The organism is Nocardia sp. NPDC003963, from assembly GCF_053605105.1.
Window position 1 is genome coordinate 1,383,852 of record NZ_JBSGIP010000001.1, and the last position, 19,529, is coordinate 1,403,380.

19 protein-coding genes are annotated in these 19,529 nt (G+C 68.7%); 7 read left to right on the plus strand and 12 right to left on the minus strand.

The window, feature by feature from the left end; genetic code table 11:
* Window positions 1-43: 43 nt before the first annotated feature.
* Genes ACWEWT_RS06390 through ACWEWT_RS06405 form a run of 4 tightly spaced genes read right to left on the minus strand, consistent with a single transcriptional unit; the run spans window position 44 to window position 4,861 of the window.
* Entirely contained in the window at window positions 44-1,180 is a 1,137-nt protein-coding gene (locus tag ACWEWT_RS06390) for an amidohydrolase family protein (RefSeq protein WP_452556783.1), read from the minus strand.
* On the minus strand, window positions 1,180-2,964 hold the full coding sequence (gene mhpA / locus ACWEWT_RS06395; RefSeq protein ID WP_452556785.1) for a bifunctional 3-(3-hydroxy-phenyl)propionate/3-hydroxycinnamic acid hydroxylase MhpA: 1,785 nt from the start codon (window positions 2,962-2,964) through the stop codon (window positions 1,180-1,182). The genes ACWEWT_RS06390 and mhpA overlap by 1 nt, the downstream gene beginning before the upstream one ends.
* Entirely contained in the window at window positions 2,961-3,989 is a 1,029-nt protein-coding gene (locus ACWEWT_RS06400; protein ID WP_452556787.1) for a VOC family protein, read from the minus strand. Before ACWEWT_RS06400 ends, mhpA begins: the two co-directional genes overlap by 4 nt.
* Entirely contained in the window at window positions 3,986-4,861 is an 876-nt protein-coding gene (locus ACWEWT_RS06405) for an alpha/beta fold hydrolase (RefSeq protein WP_452557690.1), read from the minus strand. The genes ACWEWT_RS06400 and ACWEWT_RS06405 overlap by 4 nt, the downstream gene beginning before the upstream one ends.
* 158 nt (window positions 4,862-5,019) lie before the next feature.
* Here ACWEWT_RS06405 and ACWEWT_RS06410 point away from each other — a divergent pair, with 158 nt between their 5' ends.
* Complete coding sequence (locus ACWEWT_RS06410) at window positions 5,020-5,661, plus strand: TetR/AcrR family transcriptional regulator (RefSeq protein WP_452556789.1); 642 nt, start codon at window positions 5,020-5,022, stop codon at window positions 5,659-5,661.
* Window positions 5,662-6,057: 396 nt separating this feature from the next.
* On the opposite strand, the gene ACWEWT_RS06415 is transcribed toward ACWEWT_RS06410, so the two are convergent.
* Window positions 6,058-6,540, minus strand: a complete 483-nt coding sequence (locus ACWEWT_RS06415) for a hypothetical protein (protein ID WP_452556791.1) — start codon at window positions 6,538-6,540, stop codon at window positions 6,058-6,060.
* Window positions 6,541-6,824: 284 nt separating this feature from the next.
* On the opposite strand from ACWEWT_RS06415, the gene ACWEWT_RS06420 reads away from it, so the two are divergent.
* The 4 genes from ACWEWT_RS06420 (at window position 6,825) to ACWEWT_RS06435 (ending at window position 10,829) form a co-directional block, all read left to right on the plus strand.
* Window positions 6,825-7,574 carry a class I SAM-dependent methyltransferase gene (locus tag ACWEWT_RS06420; RefSeq protein WP_452556793.1) on the plus strand — a complete coding sequence of 250 codons (750 nt, stop codon included), beginning with the start codon at window positions 6,825-6,827 and terminating at the stop codon, window positions 7,572-7,574.
* A gap of 238 nt (window positions 7,575-7,812) precedes the next feature.
* Entirely contained in the window at window positions 7,813-9,129 is a 1,317-nt protein-coding gene (locus ACWEWT_RS06425; protein WP_452556795.1) for a ferredoxin reductase family protein, read from the plus strand.
* A gap of 185 nt (window positions 9,130-9,314) precedes the next feature.
* Complete coding sequence (locus tag ACWEWT_RS06430; protein ID WP_452556797.1) at window positions 9,315-9,761, plus strand: MarR family winged helix-turn-helix transcriptional regulator; 447 nt, start codon at window positions 9,315-9,317, stop codon at window positions 9,759-9,761.
* A gap of 120 nt (window positions 9,762-9,881) precedes the next feature.
* Window positions 9,882-10,829 carry an NAD(P)H-dependent flavin oxidoreductase gene (locus ACWEWT_RS06435; protein WP_452556799.1) on the plus strand — a complete coding sequence of 316 codons (948 nt, stop codon included), beginning with the start codon at window positions 9,882-9,884 and terminating at the stop codon, window positions 10,827-10,829.
* Between the two features lie 22 nt (window positions 10,830-10,851).
* On the opposite strand, the gene ACWEWT_RS06440 is transcribed toward ACWEWT_RS06435, so the two are convergent.
* Genes ACWEWT_RS06440 through ACWEWT_RS06455 form a run of 4 tightly spaced genes read right to left on the minus strand, consistent with a single transcriptional unit; the run spans window position 10,852 to window position 14,403 of the window.
* Window positions 10,852-11,472 carry a response regulator gene (locus ACWEWT_RS06440; protein WP_452556801.1) on the minus strand — a complete coding sequence of 207 codons (621 nt, stop codon included), beginning with the start codon at window positions 11,470-11,472 and terminating at the stop codon, window positions 10,852-10,854.
* On the minus strand, window positions 11,469-12,611 hold the full coding sequence (locus tag ACWEWT_RS06445) for a sensor histidine kinase (RefSeq protein WP_452556803.1): 1,143 nt from the start codon (window positions 12,609-12,611) through the stop codon (window positions 11,469-11,471). Before ACWEWT_RS06445 ends, ACWEWT_RS06440 begins: the two co-directional genes overlap by 4 nt.
* The gene (locus ACWEWT_RS06450) at window positions 12,608-13,420 is read right to left on the minus strand and encodes an ABC transporter permease (RefSeq protein ID WP_452556805.1); all 813 of its coding nucleotides are present in this window, start codon (window positions 13,418-13,420) and stop codon (window positions 12,608-12,610) included. Before ACWEWT_RS06450 ends, ACWEWT_RS06445 begins: the two co-directional genes overlap by 4 nt.
* Window positions 13,420-14,403, minus strand: coding sequence for an ABC transporter ATP-binding protein (locus tag ACWEWT_RS06455; protein WP_452556807.1), 984 nt, complete (start codon window positions 14,401-14,403; stop codon window positions 13,420-13,422). Before ACWEWT_RS06455 ends, ACWEWT_RS06450 begins: the two co-directional genes overlap by 1 nt.
* Before the next feature lie 620 nt (window positions 14,404-15,023).
* Between ACWEWT_RS06455 and ACWEWT_RS06460 the strand changes: the two genes are divergently transcribed.
* Complete coding sequence (locus ACWEWT_RS06460) at window positions 15,024-15,917, plus strand: class I SAM-dependent methyltransferase (RefSeq protein WP_452556808.1); 894 nt, start codon at window positions 15,024-15,026, stop codon at window positions 15,915-15,917.
* A gap of 77 nt (window positions 15,918-15,994) precedes the next feature.
* Here ACWEWT_RS06460 and ACWEWT_RS06465 read toward each other — a convergent pair whose 3' ends face one another.
* A complete protein-coding gene (locus ACWEWT_RS06465; RefSeq protein ID WP_452556810.1) occupies window positions 15,995-16,906 on the minus strand; it encodes a phytanoyl-CoA dioxygenase family protein in 912 nt (303 codons plus the stop codon).
* Between the two features lie 180 nt (window positions 16,907-17,086).
* Between ACWEWT_RS06465 and ACWEWT_RS06470 the strand changes: the two genes are divergently transcribed.
* Window positions 17,087-17,488 carry a nitroreductase family deazaflavin-dependent oxidoreductase gene (locus tag ACWEWT_RS06470; protein WP_452556812.1) on the plus strand — a complete coding sequence of 134 codons (402 nt, stop codon included), beginning with the start codon at window positions 17,087-17,089 and terminating at the stop codon, window positions 17,486-17,488.
* Between the two features lie 55 nt (window positions 17,489-17,543).
* Here the strand turns inward: ACWEWT_RS06470 and ACWEWT_RS06475 are convergent, their stop codons facing one another.
* On the minus strand, window positions 17,544-18,326 hold the full coding sequence (locus ACWEWT_RS06475; RefSeq protein ID WP_452557691.1) for an SAM-dependent methyltransferase: 783 nt from the start codon (window positions 18,324-18,326) through the stop codon (window positions 17,544-17,546).
* Window positions 18,327-18,384: 58 nt separating this feature from the next.
* On the minus strand, window positions 18,385-19,437 hold the full coding sequence (locus ACWEWT_RS06480; RefSeq protein WP_452556814.1) for a hypothetical protein: 1,053 nt from the start codon (window positions 19,435-19,437) through the stop codon (window positions 18,385-18,387).
* Between the last annotated feature and the right edge of the window lie 92 nt (window positions 19,438-19,529).

Sequence of the window (19,529 nt, forward strand, 5' to 3'; positions counted from 1 at the left end):
CGGTTCGCGCGGTCACCTACTCCGTGTTCCGAGCCCGGCGGTCTCAACCGACAGCGTCGGCGAGCCGCGGCAACTGCCGTAGTGGGTTGTGCCGTTCGATCTCCATCCGTTGTCCGGCGTCGAAGATCTCGCTGAGCCGTGGGGCGGGGTCGCGGTCGCCCGATTGCGGGAGGGTCGCGGCGCTGAAGGGCCAGTCCGAGCCGAAGACGATATGGTCGCGTTCGGTGACCGCGAGGGTCGCGGCCATGGCGGCCGGTGACCCGCTCAGCGCGGTGTCGTAAAAGAAACGCGAGATCTGCCGCTCGGTATCGAGTATCGAAGGTGCGGGCAGGTCGTCGGGCCACAGCGCACCGATAACGGACTGCGCGGCGACGCCGATGCGATGGGACAGAAACGGCAGCGTACCTCCGGCATGGGCGAGCTGGAAGCGGATTCCGGGGTAGCGCTGCGTCATACCGGTCGCCATCATCAACGTTGCCGCGCGTGTGGTGTCGAAGGTGAACTCCGCGAGGAAATCCGGCAGCGGCAGTTCGGGTTTGGCATCGGCGGCAAGGGCAGCCGGATGGACGAAAACGTAGGCCCGGCGCTGGTTCAGTACGGCCATCAGGGGTTCGAATCGCGGATCGCCGAGGTAGACACCGTCGTAGGCGGACAACAGCACCACACCGTCGCACCGCAGCGTGTCCAGGGCGAAGATCGCTTCGCCGACGGATGCCGCGATATCGGGCATCGGCAGTACCGCGAACGCCCCGAAGCGGGTCGGGTACTTCGCGAACAGGCCCGCGGCGTACGTGTTGCAGTACCGCGCCATCTCACCGGCTTCCCGGCCCCGCAGGTAGGACACTCCGGGATCGGAGACCGACAGGACCTGGGCCTGGATGCCGTAGTAGTCCATGAATCCGATCGCCTCCTCCGGTGACCAGTTCGGAGTCGGATAGCCGCCGATGGTGAGATGCCCGTGCTCGATCAGGGACGCGCGGTAGTCCGGCGGCAGGAAGTGGGCATGCAGATCGATCCGGTACGGGCCGATCGGCGGTGCCTGCCGGCGGGCGGGGGTCGCCCGAGCTCGCGGGGTGGACAGGCCCGACGCGGCGAGTGCGGCCACGCTCAGGGTCCCGGCGGCCGTTGCCCCGAGGAAACGCCGTCGGCCGGTGGATCCGTCGGGCCCGAATATGCTCATCAGAACTCACTTTCCACGGTGCGTAGGTGTGTATCGGGGCCGCCGCCGCGCTGCGCGGGATCCCCCGCGGCCCCGGGTCGGGCGATACACCGGCCTCCGTCGCGGGCGTCCTGCCGGTAGGGCAATCGCAGTTGGCGACGCAGCTCCCCGACCAGTGCTGCCGCCGAGCCGCTCGCCGCGATACCGAAGACGAATCGGTCCGGACGCAGCACCACCACACCGCCGTCGGGGACCCGGGCCCGGCGCAACCACCGGGTCAGTGCTCCGGTGTGATCTTCGATATCGACCGGATCGTCGCGTCCGTCGCCCGGATTTCCGCGCGGCCGGCCACCGAGCGGGTAGACGGTGACAAAGGTCGCGTCCAGTACGCACAGAGTGGCGAGTTCACCGGCCGACAGGGCACGACGGGGGTCGGCGCCGTAGCCCAGGACGGCCCAACCGGGACCCAGCGCATCGTCGAGGCGCCGGTGCCGGCCGTCGTAGGTCCGGATATCGGGCTGCGGAGCCGATGTCCCCTCGGCTCTTCCGATGGACCGGCGGGGCAGGCCGAGATAGGAGTCCCGACGGAATCGGGGCGCGGGTTTCATCTTCGCGCCACGGATCCAGCCGCCCAGTCCCGGGACCCGGACAGCCGCCGCCAGCCCGAGATCGCGAGCTCTCGCCAGCACCGGGTTGCCCAGGGACACGATGTTCTTGTTGAGCACCGACAGATCGATCATGGCCTTCGCGTGGGGCCGGCGTTCGGTCTCGTAGCTGTCCAGGATCGCCGGGCCGGCGCCGTGCCGCAGGATGGCGGTGAGCTTCCAGGCGAGGTTGTCCGCGTCGCGCACTCCGGAATTCATGCCCTGCCCGATGAACTGGGGAGTCATATGCGCGGCGTCACCCGCGATCAGGACGCGCCCGGCACGCCAGCGGTCGGCGACCACGGCATTGAAGGTGTAGACGAGTTTTCGCAGCACTTCGACCTCGTCGGGGTCGACGAAGCGCGCGAGGTGGCGACGGACCGTCGCAGCGTCCTCCATCTCCGCCGCGGTCTGGTCCGCGCGCAGCATGAATTCGAACCGGTGATGCCCGCCCGGCTGCGGGCACGACACGATCGGCGCTCCGGGATCGCAGACGAAATCGAAGTACGGCAGATGCCGGAAGGCATCGACGCCGGGGCGCGCTTTCAGATCGACCACCAGCCAGCGCTCGGGAAAGCTGATGCCCGACATCCGGATTCCCAGCCGGGTCCGGACCATACTGCGCCCACCGTCGCAGCCGACCAGAAACTTCGCGCGCACCCGCTCGACGGCGCGCGGATCGGTCCCGGACTCGCGGCTGCCGTATCCGGTGCCGGTGGACTCGGCATGTTCGATGCCGACGATCTCGCCGTCCTGGTCGAAGCCGGTCATGTCGCGACCGCGGCGCACCGTGATGTGCGGATAACGTGCCAGCGCTCGTTCGAGCGAGTTCTCCAGGTACGGCTGGTACAGGAAATTGGCGATCGGCCAGCCCAGTGGCCGATCGGTCCGGTTGAACCGGGCCAGCACTCGTCCGTCACCGCGTACCCACTGCACAGTGGAGTCGACGTTCATATCGGCGGCCAGTTCGTCGGCGACACCGGCGGTCTGGAATATGCGCATACATTCGTCGTCGGTGTACACCGCCCGGGCCAGCCCGTAGTATTCCGGCTCGCGTTCGAGCACGAGTACCCCGATACCGCGCCGCCCCAGCAGGTTCGCCAGAGTCAGCCCCGTCGGGCCGAGCCCGACGATCACGACCTCGTAGTCGACTTCGCTCATCGGGGCCCGGCCCCCGCCAGCTCCGGAACCGTGATCTCCGGGGTGCGCAGCCGCCGGGCCGCCCAGCCGATCCGTGCCAGTTTGTCCAGTGCCGTCTCCGAGACCGTCCCGTGGCCCCAGACGCTGATGCCCTGATGCGTCACCGGTTTCCACGCGGCCTCGACGTCCGGGGTGAACACGATCGGATTCCAGCCGACCTCGAGTTCGAATCCGGACGGTGTGACGCAATAGAACGACAGCTCACGGTCGTTGGTGTGCTGGCCCACCGACCAGGCCATCCGGAACCCGAGGTCGGTGACCCGGCCGTAGGCGGCGAGCATATCGTCGAGCGTGGCGGACTGGATGTTCACATGCTGGACCCGCGTGCGGATCGGATCGACGGCGATACCGCGGATATTGGCGATCGCGATCGAATGATGCCGTTCGTCGACCCGCAGGAAGCGGATCTTCATCCGTAGCCCGGAGATGTTCTCCTCGATCAGATCCGACAGCCGCGAGTCGAACAGAGTGCGGTAGTAACCGTGCATCGCTTCGGGTTCGCGGGATATCAGCGCCACATGCCCGATGCCCGCCGCGCCGGTCACCCAGCCCGAACTCAGCATCCGCAGCGGTTCGGCAGTGGTCGTCGCGGTGGTGAAGATCTCGGTCGCGATACCCTTCGGCCCCGGAAACCGCCAGAGCCGCTGGACGCCACGTAGCGCGGCCTGTTCGCCGGTGCCCTCTTCGATCGGCACGCCGCGGTCGCTGATCCGGGCGAGGACGCGGTCGAAGGTCTCGTGATCTTCGATATGCCAGCCGAGCGCGGTCACATCTTCGGCCGGTCCGCGCCGGATCAGGAACCGGCAGAGGTGGTCGTCGAGCCGGAACCGCAGCGTATCGGCATCGAGTTCGTCGATATGCAGACCGATGGCCTGCGCGCCGAACCGGCGCCACTCGGCGAGCAGGCGGGACTCGACCGTGAGGTAGCCCAGGTGGACGGCCCCGAAGACCGAACCCTCGCGGTCCGGGCGGCGGGTATCGGTCACGACGCCGCCTCCAGGAAAGCCGTCGCGAGCGAATCGAACAGCTCCGCACGTTCCCACTGCACCCAGTGCCCGGTATTCGCGGGCAGGTAGATATCGCAATCGGGCAGGCGGTCGGCGAGCATCCGCGCTCCGGACGGCCGATTGACCCGGTCCTGCGCGCCCCAGATCACCAGTGTCGGATGGGTGACCTGCCCCAGCCGCCGGTCCCGGGTGAGATCCATCCGCCACAGCGTCCGCGGCGCCGACCATCCCGCCGGACGCCGTAACGGCGGGTTCGCGATCACCTCGGGATCGAGGCTCGCCCGGTACCGGTCGTCGATCATCTCGTCGGTGACCGCACTCGCATCGTGGACGAGATACTCGCGCACGAATTCCGCCAGTTTCACCCGGCTGGGCCCGCTCCCCCCGTAGTAGGACAGCAGCGCCCGCAGTCCCTCGGTCGGCAGGGCACGAGTGGTCCCGATACCGCCCGGTCCCATCAGGATCATCCGGCCGACCTTCTCCGGGCGGTCCATCGCCAGCCGTAGCGCCGCGGCCCCACCGTAGGAATTGCCGACGAGATGGGCGGTGTCGATCCGGAGCGCGTCGAGCAGCCCGCCCACCGCGCTCGCCAGATCACCGAACGGATCGGACTGATCTATCCGCTTGGTGGACCGGCCGTACCCGGGCATATCCACGACGATCACCCGGAACCGCCGGGCGAGTGCCTCGATATTGCGGGAGTAGTTCGACGAACCGGAGGCGCCGGGGCCGCCGCCGTGCAGCAGCACCACCGCGGGCCCGTGGCCGGATTCGGTGCAGAAGATCTCGCGGTCGCCGACCCGGACGATTCGGCCGGGTTCGACATCGTTGTCAGTGCTGGTCACGCCCACCTCCGAAGACTTATTGATGAAATCATCAGTCACGATCGAGTCCCTTGTCAAGGAATTCTGATGAAATCATCAATAAGTGCGCCGCGGCATCGGTGGAAGAATCGTGTCTGATCGTTTCGTCACTTACGATGGCGCTCGAGATCCAGAAGGAAGGCCCGATGACCGTCGAATCCGGGGCACCGACCCGTACCGACCGGCGCCGCGAGCGCACGCGCGGCGCGCTGCTGGCAGCCGCCCGCAAATTCCTGTCCGAAGGCCGGTCGACCGTGAGCATCCAGGAGATCACCGATGCCGCTGATGTCGGCTTCGGTTCGTTCTACAACCATTTCCGGTCCAAGGACGATCTCTTCGATGCGGCGGTCCGGTCCGCACTCCAGGTCTACAGCGAGATGCGCGACGCGATCGTCGCCCTCTACGACGATCCCGCCGAGGTCTTCGCCGTGAGTTTCCGGATGACCGGGCGGCTCCAGCGTCAGATTCCGGAAATGGTCCGCGTCGTGCTCAATTCCGGGATGTCGATCCTGCTGCGCGACGAGGGCCTGGTGCCGCGCGCCCGGCGCGATATCGTCGCCGCGCAGGAAGCCGGCCGGTTCGAGCCCATGGACCCGGATATGGCCGTTATGGCGGCAGGCGGTTCACTGCTGGGCCTGCTGCAGTGGCTCGACGCCCACCCCGAGGCCGACGCCGATACGCTCTCCGACGAGATGACCTATCGCATGCTGCGCATGTTCGGCATGAACAAACGCACCGCGCAGCGGCTGACCGCTCAACCCCTCCCTGATCTGCCCAGTCTTCCCTGAACCGTCCGGTAACGGGGGCGGTAGCGCCGGACACCGGCAACACGCCACCACGACGGCGGCGACGATCAGTGGCTGGTTGCCGCCGGGCGCGTCCGTCGCCGCGCAGCACACCATCGTCCATTTCCCCGGCTATCAGCATCTCCGGCCGTGGCTGGTGCTCGTGGCCCGGTCGGCGGTCGGCATCGGGGTTACCCCTTCGAGAAGCGGTGGACGGCGAATCGGGCGGCCGTGGACCGCGAAACGGGTTGAGCGAACCGGAACCGAACCCGGCCGAGCCCGCGATATGCGCGGGAGCGGGACAGCTCCCGCGCATATCGATGAGTGCGGACGAACCCGGCACGACCGCACCGATCGGTAGCACGTACAGCGTGCTCGCCGCGGGGTTCCGGAGCGGATTCAGGCCGCCAGGACGACACCCGCGCCGGGGAGCACCGCATTGGACTGGGGCGGTGCCTGGTACTGCTCCCGGTTGTGGGTCACCGTGACCAGCACGGGTCCGGCTCCCGTCACCGCCTGCGCGCTGGTGGGCAGCGTAGCGGCATAGTTCTCGCCGTTCGGGACACCGCCGCCGAGCCAGTGGCGCAGCTCGACAGCGCCCGCGGCGCCGGTGCTCAGGTTCTGCCAGTGCACGGTGATCCACCGGTAGTTGTACTGGTAGTGGTACGGGGCCGGGGCCGGCACGGCGAACGTGACCGCGCCCGGCTGTTCACCGGTGGTGCCGACCACGGAGATCGTCTGGAGCATACCGCCCGGGACGCCACCCGGGCCGATCTCGGGCCCGGTCACCACCGGAATCGGCAGCGGGGTGGTCACCGGGGCCGCGGTGGCGGCGCCCATCGCCGGACCCAGCGTCAACGGTGCGATCAGTGCGGCGATCATTACGGTCCTACGGGTACGAGACATACGATCCTTTCCTGTTCGACAGTTCCCCCGTGTGCAGCGGATCGGTGCACCGGGCATCGGAGATCCCGCCCGCGTGGAGCGTCCGGTCCGAAAGCCCCCGCCCCGCATGCTCGGTAGACAGTAGCCGAGCAGGTGGGGCGGGGCGCGGAAATCCCGTGCGATAACGCCGTTCGTGGCGGATCCGGCCGCGGCGGCCGAACCCGGTGCCGCGCGGCCGAAAGTGCTTTGCCCTGGTGCGGCAGGTCTGGAACCATCGCCGGGTGCGAACGTTCGAGGAGCTGGTGGCCGAGGCCGAAGCCGCCGATATCAGCGGCTGGGGCTTCGACTGGCTGGACGGCCGGGCCACCGAACAGCGGCCGCCCTGGGGTTACGCCCGGCAACTCGCACAGCGATCGGCCACGGCGCGTTCGGCCCTCGATATCGATACCGGTGGTGGCGAGGTCCTGGCCGAGGCTCCGGTACTGCCGCCGGTCGCGTACGCGACCGAGTCCTGGCCACCGAACGCCGAACGTGCCCGGCGCCGGCTGAGCGGACGCGGCGTCGAGATCGTGCCGACCACGCCCGGCGCCCCGCTTCCCTTCCCCGACCGCAGCTTCGACCTCGTCACCGCCCGGCATCCGGTACAGCCCGATTGGCCGGAGATCCACCGCGTCCTCACCGCAGGCGGGCACTATTTCGCGCAGCACGTCGGCCCGGGCTCGGCGTTCGGACTCATCGAACGCTTTCTCGGCCCGCTTCCCGGACAGCGGGCTCGGCGCGATCCCGCCGCGGAAGCCGCCGCGGCCGCCGCGGCCGGGCTGACCGTGGTCGAGTTGCGGACCGCGCGCTGCCGGATGGAGTTCTCCGATATCGGTGCGATCGTGTGGATCCTGCGCAAATGTGTCTGGTGGGTGCCGGATTTCTCGGTCGGCCGCTACTACGACATCCTCCGCGAGCTCGACGGTGAGATGCGCTCCGGTCGGCCGTTCGTCGCGTTCTCCACCCGGCATCTGATCGACGCCGTCCGCTGATACCCGGCGAGCCACCCTGCCGGACCGGCATTTTCGGTCCAGCTCTATCGGCGCCACCGCGGCGTCGGATCGATCGGATTCGACCGACGACAGCTTCTCGCGCGCACCTGTGTCGCCGCCGGGTCCGGCGGCGGACCGACACGCGCGGGCGAGCACCCGGTCGGGCCTGCGGGTCCCGGTTAGCGTGGACGCGCGCCGGCCGGGCGTAGCCGAGCACCTGTCGATCGGGAGGTCAGTGGTGTCTGTGGTGGTTCGGGGTATCGGATGGATCGCGCTGTACGTGGCGGTGGCAGTGGTGCCGCTCGTGTTCGCGGTGATAGGTCCGGTGGAGGGCGGACGCGGTTTCTGGGTGGAATTCTCCGTGGCCCTGGGATTCGTCGGAATGTCCATGCTGGGCGCGCAGTTCGCGCTGGTCGCCCGGTTCCGGGCTGTCGCGGCTCCATTCGGCGAGGACGCCCTGGTGCAGTTCCACCGCCAGGTCTCCTATGTGGCGCTCGCATTCGTTCTCGCGCACCCGGTCCTGCTGCAGATCGGTGGTATCGACATCGTGGCGCTGATGAATATCGCCGAAGCGCCGTGGCGCGCCCGCTGCGCGGTGGCCGCCACGGTACTGCTGCTGATCGTGGTGGTGACTTCGGTGTGGCGGCGCCGGCTGCGGATCCGATACGAGGTGTGGCAGGTGCTGCACGGAACGCTGTCGGTGGCCGTGGTGGGACTGGCGCTGGCGCATATGTTGCTGGTCGGTTATTACCTCGACGCGGCCTGGAAGGTGTGGCTGTGGCTGGCGATGACGCTCGCGCTGGTCGGGCTGCTGGTGTGGGTGCGCATCGTCGCGCCGATCCGGCGGTTGCGCCGGCCGTGGCGCATCGAGCAGAACATCGCCGAACGCGGCGAGACCCGCACCCTGGTCCTGGTTCCCGAAGGGCACGCGGGTCTGCGCTTCGCGCCGGGGCAGTTCGGTTGGCTCACCGTGGACCGGTCCCCCTTCGCGATCACCGCCCACCCGTTCTCGTTCTCCTCCAGCGCCGAAGCGCACGACAGCGTCCGGATCACCATCAGAGCGCTCGGTGACTTCACCTCCACCGTCGGCGATATCCGCCCCGGCACCCGGGCGTTCCTGGACGGCCCGCACGGCGTGTTCACCCCCGATCGCCACGAAGGGCCGGGGTTCGTCCTCATCGCCGGCGGCGTCGGCATCACCCCGGTGATCTCCATCCTGCGCACTATGGCGGACCGCGGGGACCGTCGCCCGTTCCTGTTGATCTACGCCGTCCGGACCCTGGCCGAGCAGACTTTCGACCAGGAGATCGCCGCGCTGACCGAACGTCTGGATCTCACCGTCGTCCTCGTCCTCCAGAACCCGCCGCCGGGGTGGCAGGACGAGAGCGGATTCGTCGATCGGGCACTGCTCGAGCGGCATCTTCCCGACCGGTACCGGCACCGGCAGTACTTCGTCTGCGGACCCGCGCCCATGGTCACCGCCGTCGAGGATGCGCTGGCCGAGGTGGATGTACCGGCCGAGCGCGTCCACACCGAACGCTTCACCTTCGTCTGACCGGGAGGCCGATATGCGACACACCTACACCACCCGCGCGGTCTGGGTGATCACCCTCGTCCTGCTCGCCGCCTGCGCCTGGTTCGCCCTGGCACTCGCCTGAAATACCCCGAGCGGTCGTCCCCGGCCGGCAGCGGACACGCCTGCCGACCTGTCCGTCGCGGCCGGTGCGCGAGACTGGGTCGGTGAGTACCGACAACGACCGGACGCCACCGGCGACCAGCGCCTCGATCATCGTGCTGACACTCGCGCGCCGAGTGGAGTCCGAACTCAACGCCGCCCTGGCCGCCGTGGACCTGACAGTCGGGCGGCTGGGCCTGCTCGGCCATATCTCCGGCGTACCCGGCGCATCGTTCTCCGATCTCGCACGGATGTCGGGGATCAGCGTGCAGAGTGTGCACACCGCGGTGAAGGGTCTGGTCGGGGCCGGCCTGGTCCGGGACCGTACGGCGCGGGCCGGGTCGGCGTCGGCGATCGAACTCACCCCGGACGGCGTCCGGCTGCTGCGGGCCGCCCAGCAGGTCGTCGCCGAGGTGGACGATCGCCTGTTCGGGCCGGAGGCCGATCCGATCCAGCGACGGATCGGAACGGCGGTGCTCGATGCCTTCACCGGCGGGACCACCGCGACCTGACCAGGCAACCGTCGCCGCGCTCGGACAGCGGCACTGTGGACCGACAACCGGCGAGTGGATCCCGTACTGTTGCCCCGACTTCGGAGCGCGGATCGCCGCGGACAGTGGAGGAGGCGGCGGGTGCCGGGAACACCTTGGTCGGACCGCATGGGATTGACGGTCCCGATCGTGAACGCCCCGATGGGCGGAGTGGCCGGCGGCCGGCTCGCGGCCGCCGTCTCGGCCGCCGGCGGGCTGGGGATGATCGGAATGGGCAGCGCCGGATCGGCCGAAGCGCTCGAAAACGAACTCGCACAACTGGATCCGAAGCCGGCGGTATTCGGGATCGGGATGGTGGCGTGGGTCGTCGAGCGCGAGCCCGCGCTGCTGGAAACGGCCCTGGCCGCCCGTCCCGCGCTCGTTTCGGTCGGTTTCACCGAGGACTGGTCCTGGGTCGGCCGGGTGCACGCGGCGGGCATACCGGCGGTCACCCAGGTCTACGACGCGGACCACGCGCGCCGCGCCGCGGCGGCCGGCGTGGATATCCTGGTCGCCCGGGGCCGTGAAGGCGGCGGTCACGGCGACCCCCGGCTCGGCACACTCGCGGTGCTCGACGCGGTACTGGACGCGGTGCCCGGACCCGTCCTCGCCGCCGGTGGTATCGCCACCGCCCGCGGTCTTGCGGCCGTACTCGCGGCCGGAGCTTCCGGTGCCTGGCTGGGTACCTGTCTGTCGGCCTGCCCGGAAGCCCTCACCCCCGAACCGGCGCGCGCCGCGCTGCTCCGCGCGGCGGCCACGGATACCGTCGTCACACGTATCTTCGACCTGGGGCAACGGCTGCCCTGGCCGGACCGTTATCCCGCGCGCGTCCTGCGCAACGAGACGACCCGGCACTGGGCCACGCACGAGGACGAACTGTCCCGCGACGACACCGCGCGCGACGAGGTCGCGGCGGCCGCGGCCGCGGAAGACCCCCGGCTGTCCCCGGTCGACGCGGGTGAGGGCGTCGGAGCTCTCACCCGGGCCCGTCCGGCAGGTGACCTCGTCGCCGAGATGTACCGCGCGGCGGAAGCGCTGTTGCGGCGGTGACCCGCCGTCGTGGAGCGCCCGGCTAGATCCATCCCTTCTCCCGGGCTCGGAGAGCGGCCTCGTACCGGTTGGACACACCGAGTTTCGCCATCGCCGAGGACAGGTAGTTACGAGTGGTGCCCGGCGACAGATGCGCGCGTCTGGCGATATCGTCGACCGACGAACCGTCGATGGCGTATTCGAGGACGTCGGCCTCGCGGGCGGTGAGCACCGTATCGCCCGCGCTGATGGCTTCCGCGGCGAGTTCCGGGTCGACGTACCGGCCGCCGCGGTGCACGGTGCGGATCACCTCGGCCAGGGTCGCCGCCGAGGTGGTTTTGGGCAGGAACCCCCGGACACCGGCGGCGAGGGCGCGTTTGAGGTAGCCGGGCCGGCCGTGGCTGGTGACGATCAGGGTGCCCGCGCCGGGGGTGATCCGCAGCAGTTGCGCGGCGGTCTCGATACCGTCGATACCGGGCATCTGCAGATCGATGACCGCGACCGCGACCGGATCACCGGCGGCCGCCCGCGCATTCCAGACAGCCACGAGTTCCTCGCCCGAACCGACATGGCCGGCGACCTCGAGATCGGCTTCCAGCGCGAGCATTGTCGCCAGCGCGGCGCGGATGAGCGTTTCGTCGTCGGCCAGCAGGACGGGTATCAAATCTTCTCCCAGCGGATTTCGAGCCCGAACCGGTCGGGCGTGGCGATGACGTCCAGGCTCGCGCCGACCGCGGCCAATCGCTCCGCGAGACCGCGCAGACCCGACTGCTGCCCCGGTGCGCCCCGCGGACCGTCGTTGTACAGCGACATCCCGGCACCACCGAGCGCGAGCGTCGCCGATGTCGCCGCGGAATGTTCGACGATATTCGTCGTCCCCTCGCGCACGACCCAGGCGGCGACCTGGTGGAACTGCTGCGGAACCACGGCCGGGTCGCCTTCGACGATGAGCCGACAGTCCACCGCCGCCAGCAGCGAACGAGCCCCGGCCACCTCACTCGTCAGATCGATTCCCCGGTAGCCGCGGACGAGTTCGCGCATCTGCCCCATGGATTCGACGGCCAGCGATCTCACCTCGTCCATCTCCCCCGCGGCACGAGCGGAGTCGCCGGAGCGTGACAGTGCCGTGGCGAGTTCGCTTTTCACGGCGATCGCCGAAAACGCCCGTCCCACTACATCGTGCAGGTCCCGGGCGAAGCGCAACCGTTCCTCGGCCACCTGCAATTCGGCCTCGATCTCCTTCGCGCGCTCGATTTCCTCCACCATCCGCAGGCCCCAGACGGTGAGCAGTGTCGTCACGATGACCAGCGCGCCGGAGCCGAGGGTCAGCAGCGCGACCCCGAGCGTCGTGGTGAGCGAGGAACCGAAAGCCAGACCTGTCGCGACGCTGAGCGCGAGCAGGATCCACCATTTGTTGCTGATCAGCGAGAGCACCGAGTACACGATCAGCATCGCGATATAGAAGCCGGTCAGCCGGGCGCGGGTATCGGTCGTGGCGTCGTCGGTCACCCGGGCCACCACGGCACAGACCAGCCACGCGACCACCGGTATCGCCACCGATACGATCCATGCCCAGCGATGGGACGCCAACCGGGGCGATACCGCGAAATCGGCCCGGGCCTCGACCGCGACCACCGCCGCGATACCGGCGACAACGACCACCGCCACCGCCCACGGCGACCGCACGGTGATCGCCATGGCGACGACCACCGCGGCGATGGCGACCTGGAAGGTGACCCCGGTGTAGAGCCGGAATTTCGCGGACGCCGGCAGCTCGTGCCACCAGGACGTCCACCGGCTCATCCGCGGTCGTCCCAGCGGAAACTCCGGCGGGTCAGCGCGAACGCCAGGACGGTCCATATCGCCAGTGTCGCAAACGGCCGTCCGAGCTCGGCGAAGGTACCGGCGAAATCGAGTGCCGTATCCGCGGCGGCGGTGGCCGGTTTACCGGCGATACCGAGGGAAACGAGGTCGGACACCGCGGCGAACGGGGTCCAGTCGGCCAGATCGGCGAGCCGACCGGGCAGCAGAGTGCGCAGGGAGGCCATGCCGAGCATCGCGATCGTCATCACCGGCAGCGAAGTGATCTGCGCGGCCTCGGCGTTCTTGGTCACCGCGCTGGTCGCGAGCGCCAGCACCGAGAACAGCACGATCCCGCCCACCAGCGCGAGCAGCAGCGCCACCGGATTCACCGGCGCGGGTGCGCCCAGCCCGTAGACGATCGCGGCGACGACCACCGTACAACCCAGTGTCACGATCGCGCCTGGGACGGCGGGCGCGGTCTGGATCTGCCAATCGGCGGCCTCACCGGTCCGCAGCCGTTTCAGCACGCCCTCGCCGCGGCGGGTGGTGACCATCGACAGCACCGAGTAGTACTGCACGAACAAGAGGGTCACCAGTGCGAGCATTTCGAAGGTCAGCACCGCGATATCCGCGGCCGGAGTGTCGCCTCGACGCGCGATGAAGAACAGGGCCAGGGGTAAACCGATCGGGAACACGGTGGCCAGGTAGACGAGCGTTTTGTTCCGCCGGAATTGCAGATACTCGGCCTTGCTGAGGGCGGCCAGCGGGCGGCGGCGGAAACCCGCGGCGGGTGTCGCGGTCGTGGTCATCACAGAGCTCCGATCAGTGCGGGGTCGTTCACCGGCGCGGCGGCGGGGTCGTTCGCGATATCGAGGAAAACCGATTCCAACGAGGCGGCGCGGGCCTCCAGCCCACCCAGCCGCACACCGTGCTCGTTCGCCCATCCCAGCAGCACGGACAGATCGCCTTGCAGATCGTGAGTGGTGACGGTGACCCGGGCGCGCGCCTCGATGGACGCGGCGGACAGGTTCGGCAACGGCAGCCCCGGATGGTCGAAGACGATCCGGGCCGGATGCCCCTCGACGATCTCGCGCAGGGTGCCGGCCCGCGCGACCTCGCCCCGGTGCATGATCGCGATCCGGTCGGCCAGCGCCTCGGCCTCGTCCAGGTAGTGCGTGGTGAGCACCATCGTCACCCCGGCGTCCTTGAGATCGGACAGCAGCCGCCAGGTCCCGCGGCGGCTCTCCGGATCGAGTCCGGTCGTCGGCTCGTCGAGGAACAGCAACCGGGGTTGTCCCAGCAGTGCGCATGCCAGATCGACCCGGCGCTGCTCACCGCCGGACAGCGAGCCGACCCGGACATCGGTGCGGTGTCCCAGATCCACCTGCGCGAGCACCTTCGCCGTGGTGGTGGGATTACTACAGGTACCCCGCCACATCTCGAGTGTTTCGCCGACGGTCAGTTCGGCGGGCAGCCCGCCCGACTGCAGCATGATGCCGAGCTGGGCGCGGACCTGGGCACGGTGGCGGCGCGGGTCGAGGCCGAAGATCTCGACCGAACCCGCGGACGGTACGGCGAGGCCTTCCAGGATGTCCAGGGTCGAGGTCTTGCCGGCGCCGTTGGTGCCCAGCAGTGCGAAGACCTCTCCCTCCGCGACCTCGAGGTCGACCCCTTTCACCGCCTCGAACGCGTTCTTGCCCTGGCCGTAGGTCCGGCGCAGACCGCGGGCGACGACGACTCCGCCGTGCGGCTGTCCACGCAAATACTGCGTATCGGAATTCGCGCTGTTCATAGCCTCTACGATCGGCCGCTCGGCCGCGTATCTGTAGTAAGCGCAGTCACCGGATCCCGGTGGATCGTGCACGGGTCGGCGATGACATTTGTCATGACCGGCCGGTCCCACGGGCCGGTGCGAGCAACTGGCAGGCGCAGAGTGGCCGCCGGTTCCGGCGGCGCGGACGCCCCAACGGATCATCGTCGATGATGCGCGATATATGCGCTCCCCCAACCTGATTCGTACATGCAACGTCTGGACGCGTTCGGCCCGGCGGCCGTAGAATGATCACGGTGCCGGGCCGGCTCCCGTGTTCTCCGACCGCACGCCGCGGAGATCCGGAACCGTCCGGCAACGCGATCCATTGCCATGGAAGGTATTGCAGACCGACTACCGGGGATCCGGTAGACCTCCTCGTTCCGGAGCAATCGCCCGCCGGGTGGAACCGGACACTTCTTCCGAGCCCCTCCCCTGACACGACCGTGCGCAGGGCTCTCTCGAACCGATCCCCGGCCGCGCAGATCGGGACAACAGCCGTGCGCACCGGGCTCTCCCCAGCCGTCCGCGGCGCACCGTCCCGCGCGCGGCATCGATACCGCTCCGGAACCACCGGAACGACCAGAGACTGGAGATCTGTGATGACATCGGATATCGGTGAACACCGGGGCGCTTCCGCGGATGCGGTCGAACACCACTACGACATCGGCACCGAATTCTATCGGCTCTGGCTGGATTCCGGCCTGACCTACTCGTGTGCGCTGTGGGCCGACGGCGACGATCTCGAACGCGCCCAGCAGCGAAAACTCGACTATCTCATCGAGCACGCCCGGATCGGCGGTGCCGACCGCATCCTCGATATCGGGTGCGGCTGGGGCAGCCTGATGCGGGCCGTCGCGGCCCGGTACCCGCAGGCCGATATCACCGGCCTGACCCTCAGCCGCGACCAGTACCGCCACGTGCTCGCCGATATACCGGACCGTACCGAGGTCCACCTACGACATTGGAACGATCATCGTCCCGCAACCCCCTACGACGCCGTCTTCTGCGTGGGCGCACTCGAACATTTCGTGCGTTTCGGGCTGTCGCGCCGAGAACGTACCGCGACCTATCGCGCGTTCTTCACCTACTGCCACAGCATGCTGCGGCCCGGGGGCCGGCTCGTGGTTCAAACGATCGGTAAGGGCAATCGCCCACTGGACCAGAACTCGATCACCGATGTGCAGTTCCTGGCGAACGAGATCTTCCCCGAATCGGATCCACCGCGGCTCGCGGAGCTCGCCCACGCGTCGGAGAAACTCTTCGAGATACGCTCGGTGGTCAACGATCGCCACGACTACTCGACCACCTGCGCGCAATGGTTGCAACGGCTACGGACCCATCGGTCCGAGGCGGAGCGACTGGCCGGAGCCCGGGTCACCGAAGCCTACGAGCGCTACCTCGAGGCATCCATCCGCCAGTTCGACGAGCAGCACCTGGTGCTCTACCGGATCGTGCTCCGGAAGGTGGACGGCCCGAGCGCTTCCGGCTGGTAACGGCGCGCCGGGCCGCCGTGCCGGCTCGGCGCTCCGCGGCGATCGCCGTCCACGATTCCTTCGTGGACGGCATCCGGTCACACCGGCCGATCGGACGGGTCGGGCGCCGGTGCGGCCGGTTCGGAACTGTCGAGCAGACGTTTGGGATGCATACCGTCCACCGCGCCCATGAACGGCGGATGGATGCTGTAGCCCAGCATCCGGCGAATGTTCTCCGATACCGTGCGTGCGGTGTCCCGGCCGGTGGCCAGGGTGTACGCCTCCTGGGGCCGCAACCAGGGTTCGCAGTACTGAACGGTCACCCCCAGTCGCGAACCGGCGGACCGATTCGCGCCACCGCCGTGCCACAGCGTGCCCAGATAGAACGTGCACGATCCCGCCGGCATCGCCACGGCCACCCGCGTATCGGAATCGGCCGGGACACGTTCGGAGCCCCAGCGATGGCTACCCGGCAGTACCACTGTGCCGCCGTTGACGTCGGCGAAGGGATCGATCGCCCACATCGTCGCGGCACTGAGCGGTGGCCGGGGACGCGCGAGCGGATAGAACCCGTCGTCGTGGTGGAGCATCTGGGCTTCTTCACCCGGATGGATATCGATCGCCTGTAATTGGGAAAGAAGGTAATTCGGCAGGAACAACCGGTCGAGCAGAGCCAGCACCCGCGGATGTTCGACGAGTCCGTCGCACGCGCGCGTTTTCTCGAGCAGGTTGTAGGCGCGCCGGGTCCGCTGCCCTTCGAATGTGTTCCGGCCGTTGCGCTCGAGCAGCGGCGCGAGCGCGATACGCAGGCGCTCGCATTCCTCGTCGCCGAGCAGGTTCTCCCAGATGACATAACCGTCGCGATCGAGCGCGGCCAGATCGGCGGCGACCGTTTCCGGATCGACCTCCGAAGTGGTAGCGGTGGCCCGATGACGACGTGCCAGATCGACCCGTAGATCGTCCAGCGAATGAATGACGTCCACCGCGCGCGGCGACTGCACAGAGTCCATGGCTGCTCCTCGAGCGAAACGGGCCCACAAGCCGACAGCATCCAATTGTGTTCGCGCTCAGCCGGATACACAAGACCGAGCGTTCAGGGCGGGGCGTGGCATCCGGAGCGTGCCGACGGCCGCATACCGCCGTCCACGGGATAACCTGGTCGCGGACATTCCACGAGCGAGGAGTTGTCGATGCCGGCCCCACGATGGATCGCCCGCGCCAACCGTGCCGGGCTCAACAAGGCCACCGGATACCTCGCGCCCTGGGCGCCCGGATGGGCGGTCGTGGTGCATCGCGGCCGGAAATCCGGCCGGGTCTTCCGCACACCGCTGTGGGCCTTTCGCCGCGACGGCGGCTATGTGATCGCACTGACCTACGGTGCCGAATCGGACTGGGTGCAGAACGTGCTCACCGCCGGCGTTTGCGAACTGGAAACCCGCCGCCGGCGCTACCTGGCCGGTTCGCCCCGTATCCAGCACGACGAGACCGCCGCCGAGATGCCGCCGCTCATCCGGTTCGTACTGCGCAGAGTGATCCGGGCGCCGGACTTCCTACGTGTCGAAGTGCTCCGCGAACTCGACCCCGCGGAATAGGTCCCGGACCGCTCGGCTCCGGTTCGGCGTTCTGCTCCGTTGCGCGTCCCCGGGATCAGTTCTTCCGGCCGACAGCCCCGTAGAGCACCAGCTTGGTCTCCGGAAGGTCGTCGTCGAGCCACTGTTGTAGCGGGACCACCCCCGGCCCGGTGTTCTCGAAACCGTCTAGGAACGAGGTCACTTCCGCACACGATCGGTATCGGACCTGCGCGGAGCTGTTCCTGGCGTCGTCGGAGGTCCGCTCGATGATCTCCGGATGGCTGATATCGGCGCCGTGGGTGATCGCCAGATAACTACCGGGAGCGAGGGCATCCCGGTAACCGGCGACCAGTTCGGCCGGGTGCTCGTCGTCCATCACGTAGTGCAGGACACCGACCAGGGTGATCGCCACCGGCTCGGTGAAATCGATACCCGATTCGGATTCGAGTCGCCGGATCAATTCGGCCGGGTGCCGCACATCCGCGTGTAGCGCGCTCACGCCGGGGTGATTTCCCATGAGGGCGTTGCAGTGCACGAATACCACCGGGTCGTTGTCGACGTAGACCACGCGCGCCGCGGGATGCGTCTCGTGCGCTACCTCGTGCACATTCGGCGAGGTCGGGATACCCGAGCCCAGATCGACGAACTGGCGTACCCCCGCCGCCGCGGCCGTCCGCACCGCGTGCAGCAGGAAATTCCGGCTGAACCACGCCAGCGACCGGGTTTCCGGTGCCACCGCGAGAATACGATGCGCGAGCGCGCGATCGACCTCGTAGTTGTCCTTTCCGCCCAGTAGATAATCGAAGACCCGGGCCGAGCGCGGCTCGTGTGGATCCACGCCCTGCGGAATACGTTTCATCTCGGACACGGCCCCTCCGATCTTCCGCCACCGATGGTAGCGACCACCCGGTCCGGACTCATGTTCTCGACTCTCCCCCGCCCGCGATACGGTCCGCGCGGGCCAGCAGCGCGTCGGCCACCGGACGTGACCGCCGCCCCAGACCGCAGGCGCTGCCGACACCGTCCACCGGGCGCCCCAACGCCTCCTCGACCATCGTCAGAATCTGCAGTTGTTCCGCTTCGGTGGGTACATCGTGCACCAATCCCGCGTAGAACGCGGTCTGTTCGGCCAGCGCCAGATCGCCGAGCGGCGTGTAGAACTCCGCTCGCGCCGGGGGCGGGACAGCTCCCGCCGCGAGGGGGCCGTGCACGAATTCCAGCGGCCGATCCGCGGGCCAGTGCCGGGCGACCGCATTGGCCAGATCCACCAGCGGCCGGGTATCCCGGAGTGTGGCGCGCGCCCTGTTGCGCAGGCTGCCCAGGCACAGATGCACCCCGAAGCGGGTGCCCGCGGGCGCGGCGGCGGCCAGTTCGGCGATCCCCCGCGATAATCCCAGCGCCATGTCCAGTGCACGGTGCACCGGTTGCGCCGTGGCCATCAGCACCAGTTCGGCGGTCGCCTCGAGCTGGACGACCACATCGGTTCCGGCCAGTTCGCGCACCGCGGTGATCTCGCGGACGGTGGCCTCGGCGAAAGCGCGGCGGTGCCGCAGCACACCGGTCGCACCCAGCGCGACGAAGGCGAGAGTGAAATCGGTCGGCATCCCGATCTGCAGCGCTGTCCCGGAGAGCGCGCGGGTCCGGCGCAGTTCGGCGAAAACCGGGAGTGCCTCCTCGGTTTCCTTCGTGTACCCGAGAGCGAGTGAATCGGCGGTCAGCGCGCTACCCCGTGGAACGCGATGGCGCGTCCGGTCCCGGCTGCTCTGCCACTCCCGGGGTTGCTTCACCTCGAGGGCGCCCTGCGCGACCAGATCCTCGATGATCGGGCGGATATAGAACTCGTAGCGATTCGTCTCCCCGGTCGGCAGCGTCCGGAGCCGAGGACCCGCGGAATCGAGCATGGCTCGCATCGCGGTCTCGGTATCGTCGGCCGGAAAGCTTCCGACGCAATGGACGGCCCGCCTGATCACCCTGGCATCCTAGCTCCGCGGACCGCCTCCGGTGTGCTCGAAGCGCAGCGGACCACCTGTCCCCCATGATTTTCCAGTGCCGTTGACGTCAC